The 14,917-nt window shown below is 60.3% G+C and carries 14 protein-coding genes; 5 read left to right on the forward strand and 9 right to left on the reverse strand.

Annotated elements, in window-relative coordinates:
- Window positions 1–7 precede the first annotated feature (7 nt).
- The gene (locus DK261_RS02295) at window positions 8–895 is read right to left on the reverse strand and encodes a lysophospholipid acyltransferase (RefSeq protein ID WP_023967681.1); all 888 of its coding nucleotides are present in this window, start codon (window positions 893–895) and stop codon (window positions 8–10) included.
- 44 nt (window positions 896–939) lie between these two features.
- The gene (locus DK261_RS02300; protein WP_009046221.1) at window positions 940–1,503 is read right to left on the reverse strand and encodes a DNA-3-methyladenine glycosylase I; all 564 of its coding nucleotides are present in this window, start codon (window positions 1,501–1,503) and stop codon (window positions 940–942) included.
- Window positions 1,504–1,584: 81 nt separating this feature from the next.
- Here DK261_RS02300 and glyQ point away from each other — a divergent pair, with 81 nt between their 5' ends.
- From glyQ to DK261_RS02320, 4 genes are all read left to right on the forward strand, one after another.
- Window positions 1,585–2,538, forward strand: a complete 954-nt coding sequence (gene glyQ / locus DK261_RS02305; RefSeq protein WP_003177094.1) for a glycine--tRNA ligase subunit alpha — start codon at window positions 1,585–1,587, stop codon at window positions 2,536–2,538.
- Window positions 2,535–4,589, forward strand: a complete 2,055-nt coding sequence (gene glyS, locus DK261_RS02310) for a glycine--tRNA ligase subunit beta (RefSeq protein ID WP_007921024.1) — start codon at window positions 2,535–2,537, stop codon at window positions 4,587–4,589. The genes glyQ and glyS overlap by 4 nt, the downstream gene beginning before the upstream one ends.
- 7 nt (window positions 4,590–4,596) lie before the next feature.
- Window positions 4,597–5,130, forward strand: coding sequence for a D-glycero-beta-D-manno-heptose 1,7-bisphosphate 7-phosphatase (gmhB, locus tag DK261_RS02315; RefSeq protein WP_009046220.1), 534 nt, complete (start codon window positions 4,597–4,599; stop codon window positions 5,128–5,130).
- Window positions 5,131–5,215: 85 nt separating this feature from the next.
- Complete coding sequence (locus tag DK261_RS02320; protein ID WP_009046219.1) at window positions 5,216–5,986, forward strand: 1-acyl-sn-glycerol-3-phosphate acyltransferase; 771 nt, start codon at window positions 5,216–5,218, stop codon at window positions 5,984–5,986.
- 171 nt (window positions 5,987–6,157) lie between these two features.
- Here the strand turns inward: DK261_RS02320 and DK261_RS02325 are convergent, their stop codons facing one another.
- The 4 genes from DK261_RS02325 to DK261_RS02340 form a co-directional block, all read right to left on the reverse strand.
- On the reverse strand, window positions 6,158–8,476 hold the full coding sequence (locus DK261_RS02325; RefSeq protein ID WP_036985504.1) for a CHASE2 domain-containing protein: 2,319 nt from the start codon (window positions 8,474–8,476) through the stop codon (window positions 6,158–6,160).
- A 12-nt stretch (window positions 8,477–8,488) separates the two neighbouring features.
- A complete protein-coding gene (locus DK261_RS02330; protein WP_028683592.1) occupies window positions 8,489–9,475 on the reverse strand; it encodes a FecR domain-containing protein in 987 nt (328 codons plus the stop codon).
- A 199-nt stretch (window positions 9,476–9,674) separates the two neighbouring features.
- A complete protein-coding gene (gene aqpZ, locus DK261_RS02335; RefSeq protein WP_007921032.1) occupies window positions 9,675–10,364 on the reverse strand; it encodes an aquaporin Z in 690 nt (229 codons plus the stop codon).
- 304 nt (window positions 10,365–10,668) lie between these two features.
- Window positions 10,669–10,959: a hypothetical protein gene (locus DK261_RS02340; protein WP_009046216.1), complete on the reverse strand. Its 291-nt coding sequence runs from the start codon at window positions 10,957–10,959 to the stop codon at window positions 10,669–10,671.
- Window positions 10,960–11,190: 231 nt separating this feature from the next.
- On the opposite strand from DK261_RS02340, the gene DK261_RS02345 reads away from it, so the two are divergent.
- On the forward strand, window positions 11,191–11,907 hold the full coding sequence (locus DK261_RS02345) for a response regulator transcription factor (protein WP_009041468.1): 717 nt from the start codon (window positions 11,191–11,193) through the stop codon (window positions 11,905–11,907).
- A 540-nt stretch (window positions 11,908–12,447) separates the two neighbouring features.
- On the opposite strand, the gene DK261_RS02350 is transcribed toward DK261_RS02345, so the two are convergent.
- The 3 genes from DK261_RS02350 to DK261_RS02365 form a co-directional block, all read right to left on the reverse strand.
- Window positions 12,448–12,780, reverse strand: coding sequence for a YegP family protein (locus DK261_RS02350; protein ID WP_110175230.1), 333 nt, complete (start codon window positions 12,778–12,780; stop codon window positions 12,448–12,450).
- 289 nt (window positions 12,781–13,069) lie between these two features.
- A complete protein-coding gene (locus tag DK261_RS02360; RefSeq protein ID WP_110175232.1) occupies window positions 13,070–13,630 on the reverse strand; it encodes a winged helix-turn-helix transcriptional regulator in 561 nt (186 codons plus the stop codon).
- Window positions 13,631–13,653: 23 nt separating this feature from the next.
- Window positions 13,654–14,739, reverse strand: coding sequence for an ATP-binding protein (locus tag DK261_RS02365; protein ID WP_110175233.1), 1,086 nt, complete (start codon window positions 14,737–14,739; stop codon window positions 13,654–13,656).
- Window positions 14,740–14,917 lie beyond the last annotated feature (178 nt).

Consider the following 14,917-nt stretch of genomic DNA (forward strand, 5'->3'; position numbering starts at 1 on the left):
CAGGCGGTCAGTACCAGCGTTCTTCGCCGGCCGGACGTTTCTTGAAACGCTTCATGCTCCACATGTACTGGCTCGGATAAGCCCGCACATAGCGCTCGACCACCTGGCTCATCGCCGCGCAGGAGGTTTCGGTATCGGTGCTGTACATCGCATCCGGCGCGGCTTCGAGGATCACCTTGTAGCCGGAACCGTCGGGCAGGCGCAGCGCATGCAGGAACACCCCGACCGCCTTGCCGCCGGCCAGCATGTTCGGCACGAACTTGCTGGTCAGCGCCTTGGTGGCGAAGAAGGGCACGAAGATCCCGGCGGATTCGGCCGGTTCCGGGTCGGCGGGAATGCCCACCGCACCACCTTTGCGCACTTCCTTGATGACGCTGAGGATGCCTTCCTTGGTGGACGGCGCCACGCGGTTGCCCAGTTGTACCCGCTGTTTCTGCAGCAGGTCGTCCACCGCCTTGAGCTTCGGCGGGCGGTAGAAAATGATCGGTTTGCACTGGCTGCAATAGAAGTGGTTGAGCACTTCCCAGTTGCCCAGGTGGCTGGTGATGCCGACCACACCCTTGCCCGACGCCAGCGCCTCTTGCAGCACCTCGAGGCCCTCGACTTCACGCACCAGGGCGATCGAGCGCTCGGCCGGCCAGATCCAGGCGCAGGCGCTTTCGGTCAGGGATTTGCCGATGTCTTTCAGGCTCTGTCCCACTAAACGCTCGCGCTCGGCGGCGTCCATCTGCGGAAAGCACTTGGCCAGGTTGATCCGCACCACATCGCGGGAACGGTTGGGGGTCTTCCACATGATCCAGCCGATGGCCGAACCGACCGCCTGCACCGCGCGCCAGGGCAGCAGGGCAAACAATCGCAGAGCGCCCACCAGCAGGGCGCCTTTAAACTTATCCACAGGTGACTCCTGATATCCGGGTCATGAACCTTGTCGCAAGCCGGTTATTCTAACCGCCCGTTTGCCAGGATGGCGTAGCGATCGCAGTCGCGGGTGTGATCCATCACCATGCCCGAAGCCTGCATCAGCGCATAACAGATGGTCGGCCCGACAAAGGTGAAGCCGGCCTTTTTCAGACCCTTGCTCATCGCCTCGGCCTCTGGGGTCACCGCCGGGACCTCGCTGCGGTCCTTGAAATGATTGACCCTGGGCACCCCGCCGACGAACGACCAGAGGAATGCCACCGGGTCCTCCAGCGCCATCCAGGCCTGGGCGTTTCGCCGGGCGGCAGCGAGTTTCAGGCGGTTGCGGATGATCCCGGGATCGAGCATCAACTCGTCGATTTGTGCATCGCTCATCTGTGCCACGCGCTGCACATCGAAGCCGAACAGCACCTGGCGATAGCGCTCGCGCTTCTTCAAGACGGTGATCCAGGACAGGCCGGCCTGGAACCCTTCGAGCAATAACAACTCGAACAAACGCTGCGCATCGCGTAGCGGCACGCCCCACTCCTGATCGTGGTACGCCATGTACAGGGGATCTTCGTTGCACCAAAAGCAGCGTGGCATAAGGCTCCAGTGGGCGTGCGCACAACTGAATCGGGTATACTCCCGCTCTTTAAATCGCAGCCCAAGTAACAGGTGAATTTCGTGAGCCAGCCTACGCCAGCCGTGCGTACCTTCCAAGACTTGATCCTCGCCCTCCAGCAATACTGGGCCGAGCAAGGTTGTGTGGTACTTCAGCCCTACGATATGGAAGTAGGCGCCGGCACTTTCCATACCGCCACGTTCCTGCGCGCCATCGGCCCGGAAACCTGGAACGCCGCTTATGTGCAGCCCAGTCGTCGCCCGACTGACGGCCGCTACGGCGAAAACCCGAACCGTCTGCAGCACTACTACCAGTTCCAGGTGGTCTTGAAGCCGAACCCGGAAAACTTCCAGGAGCTGTACCTGGGCTCGCTCAAGCACGTCGGGCTCGACCCGCTGGTGCACGACATCCGTTTCGTCGAAGACAACTGGGAGTCGCCGACCCTCGGCGCCTGGGGCCTGGGCTGGGAAGTCTGGCTCAACGGCATGGAAGTGACTCAGTTCACCTACTTCCAGCAAGCCGGTGGCATCGAGTGCTACCCGGTGACCGGCGAGATCACCTACGGCCTGGAACGCCTGGCCATGTACCTGCAGGGCGTGGATTCGGTCTACGACCTGGTTTGGGCCGACGGCCCGTTCGGCAAGGTGACCTACGGCGACGTGTTCCACCAGAACGAAGTGGAGCAGTCGACCTACAACTTCGAACACGCCAACGTCGAGAAGCTGTTCGAACTGTTCGATTTCTACGAAAGCGAAGCCAAGCGCCTGATCGAGCTGGATCAGCCGCTGCCGCTGCCGAGCTATGAAATGGTCCTCAAGGCCTCGCACACCTTCAACCTGCTGGATGCCCGTCGCGCGATTTCCGTGACCGCGCGTCAGCAGTACATCCTGCGTGTGCGCACCCTGGCGCGTTCCGTCGCGCAAGCCTACCTGCTGGCCCGCGCCAAGCTGGGCTTCCCGATGGCAACCCCGGACCTGCGTGATGAAGTGTTGGCTAAGTTGGAGGCGGCACAATGAGTGCGCAAGATTTTCTGGTTGAACTGGGCACTGAAGAACTGCCACCCAAAGCACTGAACACCCTGGCCGAAGCCTTCCTGGGCGGTATCGAAAAAGGCCTGCAGGCCGCCGGCCTGAACTTCGAGACCAAGCACGTCTACGCCGCACCACGCCGCCTGGCAGTGCTGATCAGCGGCCTGGCCACCCAGCAGCCGGATCGCAGCATCAACCTCGACGGCCCGCCGCGCCAGGCCGCCTTCGACGCCGAAGGCAACCCGACCCAGGCTGCCCTGGGCTTCGCCAAGAAATGTGGCGTGGACCTGAGCGAAATCGACCAGAGCGGGCCGAAGCTGCGCTACAGCCAGAGCATCAAGGGCAAGCCGACCGCCAGCCTGCTGCCGACCATCGTCGAAGACTCGCTGAACGACCTGCCGATTCCAAAACGCATGCGTTGGGCTGCGCGCAAGGAAGAGTTCGTGCGTCCGACCCAATGGCTGGTGATGCTGCTCGGTGACCAGGTCATCGACTGCACCATCCTCGCCCAGAAAGCCGGTCGCGACTCCCGCGGTCACCGCTTCCATCACCCGCAAAGCGTGCGCATCACCTCGCCGGCCAACTATCTGGACGACCTGCGTGCCGCCTATGTGCTGGCCGACGCCAACGAGCGTCGCGAGCTGATCAGCAAGCGCACCGAAGAACTGGCGCGCCTGCAGGAAGGTACTGCCATCGTTCCAGCCGATCTGCTGGACGAAGTGACCGCCCTGGTGGAATGGCCGGTGCCGCTGGTGTGCTCGTTCGAGGAACGTTTCCTCGAAGTGCCGCAGGAAGCCCTGATCACCACCATGCAGGACAACCAGAAGTACTTCTGCCTGCTGGACGTCGACGGCAAGCTGCTGCCGCGCTTCATCACCGTGGCCAACATCGAAAGCAAGGACCCGCGCCAGATCATCGAGGGCAACGAGAAAGTCGTTCGCCCACGCCTGACCGACGCCGAGTTCTTCTTCAAGCAGGATAAGAAACAGAAGCTCGAAGACTTCAACCAGCGCCTGCAGAACGTGGTGTTCCAGGAGAAGCTGGGCAGTGTCTACGACAAGGCCGAGCGCGTCTCGAAACTGGCCGCGTTCATCGCCCCGCGCATCGGCGGCGACGCCCAGCGCGCTGCGCGTGCGGGCCTGCTGTCGAAGTGCGACCTGGCCACCGAAATGGTCGGCGAGTTCCCGGAAATGCAAGGCATCGCCGGTTACTACTACGCCCTCAATGACGGCGAGCCGGAAGATGTCGCCCTGGCGCTGAACGAGCAGTACATGCCGCGTGGCGCCGGCGCCGAGCTGCCAAGCACCGTCACCGGTGCCGCCGTGGCCATCGCCGACAAGCTCGACACCCTGGTCGGCATCTTCGGCATCGGCATGCTGCCAACCGGCAGCAAGGACCCGTACGCGCTGCGTCGTGCCGCGCTGGGCGTGCTGCGCATCCTGATCGACAAGAAGCTCGACCTGGACCTGACCGAAGCAGTGGCGTTCGCCGTCAGCGCGTTCGGCAGCAAGGTCAAGAGCGCCGGCCTGGCCGATCAGGTCCTGGAGTTCATCTTCGACCGTCTGCGTGCCCGTTACGAAGACGAAGGCGTGGATGTCGCCACCTACCTGTCGGTCCGTGCCCTGAAGCCGGGTTCGGCCCTGGACTTCGACCAGCGCGTGCAGGCCGTGCAGGCCTTCCGCAAGCTGCCGGAAGCCGCTGCGTTGGCCGCGGTGAACAAGCGCGTTTCGAACCTGCTGAGCAAGGTCGAAGGCAGCGTGCCGACCACCGTGGAAGCCAAGTACTTCGACAACGCCAACGAGTTCTCCCTGTACTCGGCGATCCAGCAAGCGGACCAGGCCGTGCAGCCAATGGCCGCGGCGCGTCAGTACAGCGAGACCCTGGCCCGCCTGGCCGCCCTGCGCGAGCCGGTCGACGCCTTCTTCGAGAAGGTGATGGTCAACGCCGAAGACGCCAACGTGCGGGCCAACCGCTACGCGCTGCTGGCACGTCTGCGGGGTCTGTTCCTCGGTGTCGCCGACATCTCGTTGCTGGGGTAAGGCGTACGTGAAACTGCTGATTCTCGATCGGGACGGAGTGATCAATCACGACTCCGACGCTTACATCAAATCGGTGGAGGAGTGGATTCCGCTCCCCGGCTCGGTCGAAGCCATCGCGCAGTTGAGCAAGGCCGGCTGGACGGTAGCGGTCGCTACCAACCAGTCGGGCATCGCTCGCGGTTACTACGATGTCGCCACCCTCGACGCCATGCACGAGCGCCTGCGCGCCCTGGTGGCCGAGCAGGGCGGCGAACTCGGCCTCATCGTGTACTGCCCCCATGGCCCGGACGAAGGTTGCGCCTGCCGCAAACCCAAGCCCGGCATGTTGCAGACCATTGCCCGGCACTACGAAGTGGATCTGGCTGGTCTATGGTTTGTGGGCGACAGTCTCGGTGACCTGGAAGCCGCAAAAGCCGTCGACTCTCAGCCAGTTTTGGTAAAGACCGGGAAAGGCGAAAAGACCCTGGGGAAAACCCTACCGGTAGGCACCTTGATTTTTGACGACCTGGCGGCAGTTGCCGCTGAACTTATCCACAATTAGAGAGTTCTTCTGACATCCTGGCCAAGGACTGTTCGGGAGTGCGCTTTTTTAGAGGCGGGCAATGCCCGCAACGGTAAACGCCGCTATGTCGATCCTGCAGGCAATCAGAACCTTCTTCTTTTACCTGCTGCTGGGCACCAGTTCGTTGCTGTGGTGCTCCCTGAGCTTTTTTATCGCGCCCTTCCTGCCGTTCAAGGCGCGCTATCGCTTTATCAACGTCTATTGGTGCCGCTGCGCGTTGTGGCTGACCAAGGTGTTTCTCAAGATCAACGTGGAAGTGAAGGGCGCGGAAAACGTCCCCGAACGTCCTTGCGTGATTGTCTCGAACCACCAGAGCACCTGGGAGACGTTCTTTCTCTCGGCCTATTTCGAACCGCTGAGCCAGGTGCTCAAGCGTGAACTGCTGTACGTGCCGTTCTTCGGCTGGGCCATGGCCATGCTGCGTCCGATCGCCATCGATCGCGACAACCCCAAGGCCGCGCTCAAGCAGGTCGCCAGCAAGGGCGACGAGCTGCTCAAGGACAATGTCTGGGTACTGATCTTCCCGGAAGGCACACGGGTGCCTTACGGCCAGATGGGCAAGTTCTCCCGCAGCGGCAGCGCCCTGGCGGTCAACGCCGACTTGCCGGTGCTGCCGATCGCGCACAATGCCGGCAAATACTGGCCGAAGACCGGCTGGGTCAGGCACCCCGGCACCATCACCGTGGTGATCGGTGCGCCGATGTACGCCGAAGGCTCCGGACCACGGGCCATCGCCGAGCTCAACGACCGGGTCGCAGCCTGGAATGAGCAGGCGCAGCGGGACATGGGTTCGCTGCCTCCGGTAGCCGCGGCGCCGGACAAGATGGCCATCTGAGTTTCTGTGGATAACCTGTGTACCGTTTTATGGATAATCGCTATATAAAATTCGTAAGCATATGATTTATATACATATTTCATAAACCCATAAAACTCCGGAAAACGTGCATAAGTTTTCTGGATACGAAAAAAACCGGCCTTGGGGCCGGTTTTTTTCGCCTGTCGATATTCAGTCCGTGAGCAGGGGTAATTGCAGGCTGAAGGTTGTCCCCTGGCCGACCACGCTACGGCAGACAATCCGCCCTTCATGCCGGTCGACCACCGCCTTGACCATCGACAACCCCAGCCCCAGGCCTTCGCTGCCCTGGGCCGAGGCGAAGCGCTGGTACTGCACGAACAGCTGCGGCAGCTCATCGGCCGCAATGCCTTTGCCCTGGTCGGTGATATCGCAGGTCAGCCAGCCTTCTGTGCAAGCGACTTGCACCCGGACGGTCGAGCCCGACGGGCTGTACTTAATGGCGTTTTCCAGCAGATTGAACAAGGCCCGGGTCAGCAGGGATTGATCGGCCAGCACCATGCCTTCGGCGTCGTCGTCGAGATCATGCACCAGCTGGATGTTTTTCAGCTGGGCGATGGTCATGGCCTGGTCGAATGCATCCAGCACCAGCATGGCGAACATGCTCGGCTGGAACTGATAGGCCTCGGACTCGGCCTTCGCCAGTTGCACAAAGGCTTCGGTGAGCCCCAGGGCGCGACGCACCTGCAGTTCGATCTGGCTGTAGATCCGTGTATCGCCCGAGCCCTGGTGCCGCTGCACATCGAGCAAGGCCAGGATCGCCGAATGGGGCGCGCGCAGGTCATGGGACAGGAAGCGCAACAGGGTGGCCCGCTGCTGCTCGGCATCCCGCTCGAGGCTCAGGTCGGTGAGGCTCAGCAGCCAGCCGATCGGCGTATCGCTGTCGATCGGCAGCAAGGGCGCCAGGTCCACGCGCAGGCTGCGCTGTTCGATATCCCGAAATTCCAATGGCTGCAGTTGCGACAGGGCAGGGCGTTGCCCGTCCTGCAAACCGGGATAACCCAGGCCGGCCAACTGGTGGACCAGGTCCTCGCCGATCAGCGCGTTGCCAAACACTTCACGGGCATTGCGGTTGGCCAGCAACACGCGGCCGTCCGGATCGCTGATCAGGGTGGCCACCGGCAGGTATTCCAGGCCGTCGGCAATGAACCGGCGGGTGTCGCGGGTGCGGCTCAAGGCCTGCTCCAGGGCCACGATCTGCCCCTGCAGCACATCCCCGGCGGGGGTCTGGGTGCGCCGGCGTTCGGGCAGTACCTTGGGTTCGCTGTCCAGGCGCGCCAGCTCCCAGCCAAAGTAGGCCAGGATCACGCTCAGGCGACGCCAGTTCCAGATCAGGTAAGCCAGCAGCATCCCCAGCAGACTGGCCACCGGCGGCCACCACAGTCCCAGGCGCAGCAGCCCGGCCGAACCGAGTAGGGCCGCCGCCATGCAGGCCAGGGTCAACCACAACGCATGCCGCGGCCGTACCAGCAGCAATCCCAGCAGGGCCGCCACCAGCAGCACCGACAGCGCCGCGGCCGGCCATTGCCCCAGGGCAACGATGGTGCGCTGCTGCAACAAGCCATTGAGCAGGTTGGCCTGGATCTCGATGCCTGGGGTGGTGCCGACGCTGGCCGACTGCGGGGTGACGTAACGGTCGCCCAGGCCGGGAGCGGTGGTGCCGATCAGGATCAGCTTGTCACGCAACAACTCCGGTGGGACTTCACCGCGCAATACGCTGACATAGGGAACACTGGGGAACCCGGCCTGGGTGCTGATGAAGGGGATGCGTATTTCGTTGCTGCGCAGCCAGCCCTGGGTGATCTGCGCGGTGTCCGAGCCAGGCATCGACAGGGCAGTGCCCACCGGGTGCGCCTGTTGATAAAGCAGCCAGGCCAATTGTGCCTTCGGCGCCTGCGGTGGGCCTTCGCGCAGATAGACGCTGCGGACCGTGCCGTCGGTATCGGCCTCGGCATTGATATGGCCGACCGCCTTGGCGCACTGACTCAACGGGGCCACAGGTTCGATCTCACCCAGCGGCTGGCCATAGCGGGCCACGCTCTCGCGCAGCAGGGGCAGGAATACCTGGCCTTCGCGGCAGATCGCCTGGGCCAAGTGCTGATCGTTCTCGGGGACGCTGTCGGGTTCGCTGAAGATCACGTCGAACAGCACGCCCTGGACCTTGGCCGCCGTCAGCCGATCCAGCAGGTCGGCGTGCAGGGTGCGCGGCCAGGGCCACTGGCCCAGCTGCTGCAGGCTGTAGTCGTCGATGGTGATCATCAGAAGGCGTGAATCGACCGGCAACGGGCTGAGCCGTCGCAGGTTGTCATACAGCAGGTTATTCAGCGCCAGTCCGTGGCTCAGCGACAACAGGGCGGTCAAGGGCAGCAGGATCAGGCTGACCCATGCCCATTCCCGCACCAGACCGCCAAACAGTCGCTGGGCTTGCGTCGGCTCCCGGCCCTCGGGTCGGCGCCAGCGCCTCACCGACAAACCGCCGCGCACTTACTGAACACGCGTGGTCCTGGGGTAATAGAAGATGTCATAGACCCCCGTCTCTCCTTCGAGTCCGTGCTCATCGAAAGCAGAAAGGCGGACATGATAAAAAAAGGCTTCCAGGCCGCTGAAGTTGACTTCCGGCGTGCTGGAGAACTGTTCCTGCTTGATATTGAGGAAGCTTTTGTCGGTCGCCACCTGGGCCCGGTAACGCTTGGCGCCCGGCAAGGGCTTCATGATCAGCTGCCAGACCGGCAGATCGCCCGTCTGGCCCGCCTGGCCCATCAGCTGCGGCGCAGGTAACAGATCGACTGGCTTCAACGGGCCTTCTTTCTGGATACGCAAACCTTGGCGAGCCATGACCTGCACTTCACCGGGAACCGGCCCGACCGGTTTATCCACAGGGCGTTTCTTGCCCTTGGTCTGTTTCGGCGCTTCGTCGTCTTCGCGGTTGACCGCTACCTGGCCGTTGAGCACTTCCACCAGCGACTGCTGATCGTCGTTACGCACCCGGAAGTGCGTACCGCGTACACCCAGCACGCCGATCGGCGTGACGATCTGGAAACGGTCGTAATCGCTCGGGCGCTTGATGACATAGGATTCGATCTGCCCCTGCTCGAGCGCGACCTGGGGGATCGCATGTTCTTCGTTCAGGTGCAGGGTGATCTGGGAACTGGAGGGCAGCACCACCAGCGAGCCATCGCCCAGGGACAGGCTGACGAATGCCGAAGGCGAGGTCTTTACCCCTTCGAGTTCATCGACGCTCATGCCTTCTTCCAGGGGTACCTGGTTGCCCTTGGCATCCAGCTTCCAGGCTTCGCCCGTGAGATGCTCGACCGTCGCCGGCAGCGGCTGGCCACGGCATTGCTGGTTTTCATCGATATAGGGAGGGCGCTTGGGTGCGGCGACGGCAGCCTGCGGCATGGAAAAGGCCAGTGTGCTGCCGAGCAGAAATGAAACGAGCATGGCCCGGTGGCGGATGTGCAAGGAGGTCATGGGTTCATGGGTCCGTAGTCGCGCTCTTCTGAAGTCCGTGCCATTAGAACTGCATTGTTAGCGTTCTGACCATACCTCTTGAACCAAGGCCGGCCAGGGTCATTCCATTACGGGACAAACAGCACAACCGCTAAAGAGCGGCTGCGCTGTTTGGCTCCATGCCGGCCGGATGCGAATCAGCGCATCCGACCCGCTCAGGTCAGTCCCGCTCGATGGAGATCAACCGATAGGCCAGGGCTCCCAGCCCTGCGCCCAACAGCGGTGCTACCCAGAACAGCCACAGCTGCGAGACTGCCCACTCGCCGGCGAAGAAGGCGACCGCGGTGCTGCGAGCAGGGTTGACCGAGGTATTGGTGACCGGAATGCTGATCAGGTGGATCAGGGTCAGCGTCAGGCCAATGGCAATCGGGGCAAAACCGGCTGGCGCGCGCTTGGCGGTGGCGCCCAGGATGATCAGGAGGAACATCGCGGTGAGCACGACTTCGGTCAACAGCGCAGCGAACATCGAGTAGCCGCCAGGGGAGTGTTCACCGTAACCGTTGGCTGCGAAGCCCGCCGAAGCGTCGAACCCGACCTTGCCGGAGGCGATCAGGAACAGTACGCCACCTGCGGCGAGCCCACCGAGCACCTGGGCGACGATGTAAGGCAGCAGTCGGCTACCCGGGAAGCGCCCGCTCAACCACAGGCCAACCGAGACCGCGGGGTTGAGGTGAGCTCCGGAAATCGGACCCAATGCGTAAGCCATGGTCAGGACGCTCAGGCCAAAGGCCAGGGCTACCCCCAGATAACCGATCCCGAATTGCGGAACGCCAGCCGCCAGCACGGCGCTCCCGCACCCGCCCAGGACCAACCAGAACGTACCGAAAAACTCAGCGCCGAATGTCTTCATCAGAGGCCTTCACAGATAAAAAATGAGGAATTGTTTGTTGGCTGGCGGCGCCGTGGGGCCGCGCGGGAGAGGAGGGATGACACATCCCTGTGTCGGAGCATTACGTCCTGAGGAGGCACTCCCTATATTCCCCTGTACTGCAAACCGAAGACAAGCCCCGGCCTGACGTCCGCCAATCCGGCGGTTGACACTCCCTGTGTCGGAGCACTTCCGATTGCCCCTGTGTGCCACTCAGCGACTACGAATTTACCGGCATGCCGTGGAGGCCGGGCCGGTTTGCAATATTTGTTCAGAATTGTCTGATCTAGAACACCCAACGCTGCTGCTCCTGATAGACCATAGGCTGCGCCGTCTGTGTCTGTGGCGCGCCGATCGGGGCGAAGCCCTGGGAGTCGCTGAACCCGATAGTGGTTACGGACGGGCTGAAATAACGCTGCACCGGCAAGGCATAGTCCGAAGACGGCAGCGCAGGCTGCTCCGCGGTCGACCCCAGGCTCAGGCAAGCCGCGAGCATCAGAGTGGTAAATCGAGCCAGGTCCGCTGCCTGCGCAATGCCTGCGTAGAGCAACCGCCCCTTCCCCAGGATGTTCCCCATAGTTCTTTTCCTTGCACGTTCGAGCCGGTATCGTTCTGCAACGAATGCAGGCCGGATGGACAGTGCTCCTGTCGGCTACCGGCTATATGACATCAGCGTACCGAGCAAAGGTGTGAACCAGAGCAATTCGCCACAATTGTTCAGATTCGTCTGATCAGCCTAAACTCAGCGCCAGGAAAGGCCTCAAATAAAGCCATCAGCATTCTCTCGCGATAAAAGGAACTGCCCCGCATGCGTGTCGCAATACTGGATGACGAGCCCGCCGAACTGGCGCGGGTGGAACAGACACTGCGACAGATCCCCGGCCCCGGGGAACAGCCATGGACGCTGCACAGCTTCGAGCGTGGCGAGGACCTGCTGCGGCAGCTGCGGCGCGAAACCTTCGACCTGCTGATTCTCGACTGGCAGCTGCCGGACCTCAGCGGACTCTCGTTGCTGCGCTGGACCCGCGAGCACATGGAGGCGCCACCGGCGGCCATCATGCTCACCAGCCGCGATGCCGAGAGCGATATCGTCCAGGCCCTGAACACCGGTGCAGACGACTATGTGAGCAAACCTTTCCGCCCCAACGAACTCAAGGCACGGGTGACCGCCGTTCTGCGTCGCCACGGCTTGCAGCGCTCGGCGGCCGTCGAGGTACAGACCTTCAACGACCTGGCCTTCGACGACGCCGAGCTGACCGTGACCCGCGCCGGCAACCCGATCAGCCTCACCGAACGCGAATACCGCCTGGCCCGCTGCCTGTTCGCCAACCTGGGTCGGCCGCTATCCCGGGAATACCTTTATGAGCGTTTCTGGACCCATGAGGAAATCGTCTCCTCCCGCCCCCTGGACACCCACATCTACCGCCTGCGCAACAAGCTGGGGCTGACCGCGGATCGTGGCTGGCAGCTGCTGACCATCTATGGTTATGGCTATCGCCTGGAAAGTGTTTCGGCGGCCGAGTAGGGCCCCTTTTAGCCGGGCAATAAAAAAGGCCAACGCTGAGCGTTGGCCTTTTTCATTTCGGCGATGCAACCCGGATTGTAGGATCACAAAATAGATGACTCAGGAGTCCCAGCAAACGCTGGGAGAAAATCATCTTTTTTGTGAGGCCACCGGCTGAGGTTCACAAAATAAATGAGAAAAGCCTACTCGCCTCACACAATAGTTGGTTCCACGTGGAACATGGGCACGACGTCTCATGGTTACCACGGGCGCTGCCAGCCGATCGGAAAAACTTACGAATAGATCATGTACTCGAAAGACACCAACACCCGGCAGCTCAATGGTTTGAGCTGAAAGCTCCGAATTCTTCTGAGAAAATCAAGTTCTTCAAAATGGGCCGGAGCCTACGCCGAGAAACTGCTCGTGCATGGCCCAACATACCGGCCACCCGGGGTACCTTCCTTCACTGCCGCCCCCCGGATCAAGGTGCTTCGGCCTCCCTCGACCGGTACCACGCAAATCAGCCCCCGCAGCGCGAGGGCTTTATGCGAGCACGACAGATCAGGTGAGGTCGACCACTGGAGCAGTGGGGCCATACGCCTTAACTGCTGCAATACCCCCATCCCGGGATTGAGTAGTGGTATAGGTCTCACTCTTTCCGATTACCTGCCCATTGCTTGCATGAAGGGTGAAGTAGTACTGGCTGTTAACCGACGTCAGCTTTTTGTAGTTACTGTCGTAAGGGGAGTTAACCTTCACGGACTGGATACCATTTTGGCAGTTTGCCTTGGTGGTATAGCCTTCACTGGCAAGGATTTTCTCGCCATTCGGCGCTTTCAGACGGAAATAGTACTGACGATCTGTTCCCAGAAAAATTTCGTATTTCGCACTCATGCTTAGCTCCCCTATTTCTCTTTCCGGACGCCTTTGAAAGGCGTTTTGTCCGAGGTTTTTACGTCCATGAACTGACCGGTCTCGGTGTCACGTTTGACCCAGTGACCAGACGGGGTTTGGGTTTGAGAACGTTGACGGACCGCACCATTACGATGCCCATCACCACTTGGAGGGTTAGTAGCCATATCGATCACCAATCTGCTTTATTGATCCAGTTTAACCAGGGATTATAAAAAACCCTTGGAGTCGGAACAAACCTTACGCCAAGAATCTGATTCTGTAAACCTGTTTAAGCAGAATTTCCGATAGAGAGGTAAACGTACTCAATGCCACCCGATTCGGCCGCCTCCTCAGCCCTAAGGATATACCCCTGATCCTTGAGCTTTTTCAGCTTGGTACTGGCATTAGGGACCGAAATTTTCAGCATTTCAGCTACCTTAGCAGCAGTGACTGACTGCTGTGACAGTACGCACTCCAGCAGCTCTCGGTTGGAAGGGCTAATCTCGGGCCCGATGACGTCACAGCTGTCATCCGCCCAGACGGTCAAAGGGATCTCTTTAGCCTGGGCCGCATAGCTCCAGTTATCGAGCAGATCTCGGCTTTTCACATTTTTAAGGTAGAAGCCACGCTCTCCCTTGAAAAGCTTGGCAACGGCTACGACGCTTTCCCTTGGAAAGGATGCGTCAGTCGCCTCTATGCCGGAAAGAGATACCCCAAATGTGGAAATCTGCGGGTGGGAGTGAACGAAATCGAGTAGCTTCGCAAAAGCAGCCTTGCCCTGGACGTTACCGAAGGGATGGTCGTCTTCAGTGAAGTCGATTAAGTTAACGGTGATAGATTTCTGATTCATTTGCTCAGTTTAACGAGAGAGCCTTAGCTGTCAATCAAGAAGTCAAAACAGATATGAGTTCCCAAGATGGTCGGCATATCCAAGCGCGAGAAGCTACGATTGAGCCGACCATCGCTGTAAACCATTGTCAGTTCGAAGTTTTTTTGCCTCACCGTAACAGTTGCATTGAAACCAGCGGCCACATCGCCACTGCGCTTCAAACCAAGACCACGGCCGTCATCTTCAGAGCTGGAGATTCGGCCCTGCTTAAAGACATGTAACACCAGCTCTGGTCCTGCCTCAGGTTTAGAGAAGTCAAACTGTCGAAATAGTTCATGGTATTTATGCTCCAGCACGGGCTGTAGGCTGCCTACGATGCCAATCCCACTGTCAGAGATCACCGTCTGAATTTTTTTACCTTTCGGGTAGTGCTGGAGCGCTGCAAAGCCCGGAATATCAGACTTTGCATGATCCCTCACGTTTCCGAATAGCTCAGAAATGAACGTAAATGCTGACTGTGAATAGTGCTCACCGGCACAGCTCACCAGACTGTTTTTCAAGCGTTTGGGGATCGACTCATCAGGGATTCGGTGATCAATGGAGGCAAGCTCGACTACCCCTTGATTGTTGCCACGGTAGGCGTCTGCCCCTGAATGGGAAGGACGCTTTGGAATCACGTCCACCGTCCCTGCCAAGTGATCAAAAAATCCCAACCGATTGAAATACGTCAGGGTCGTTCTGCACGCGCTGAAGTCAATCGAGGCAGCCTTACCAAGCATCACAAGCTGGTTACATAGCGCCAGTAGCCTGGCTGCGGCGTCGACCATGATCTTGCAGCCTTTAGGCACGACAAATGCAACCTCAGAACAGTTCTCATCAAGCGGCGACCCGGTAGCTGCGAGCACCTCTTCAAACGAGGCGGCCCCCACCCAGGTCTCTTCTTCGAGGACAACTGTCAGCTTGGTCGGTGCAGTCAATGACCAACACTGTTCATCATCATGGACAAAGGTCAGAGGATTTTTGTAGAGGATGGAGTTAACGTCCCCTTTTTCCAAGCCCAGCTGCCGCGCAATTTCCCTTCCCTTGGCTCCCGGATTTGACCGGAGAAACCGTACGATGTCAGCAATCATCAAGCAAATAACCACCTAGTTTCCTTGGCTAAGCCCAGTTCAACGGGGCGACTCTCGATATCCGTCGTCCAGACCACTGTCTCCGTATAGGCGTCTTTTGCGAAAAGAGCATCCGAAGGGTTTAGCGAGTTAGATGGCAATACCATGGCTTATCCGACCGATTAGATCCAGCACCATG

Origin of the sequence: Pseudomonas sp. RW409, assembly GCF_003184125.1 — a bacterium.
Taxonomy (GTDB): Bacteria; Pseudomonadota; Gammaproteobacteria; order Pseudomonadales; family Pseudomonadaceae; genus Aquipseudomonas; species Aquipseudomonas chlororaphis_I.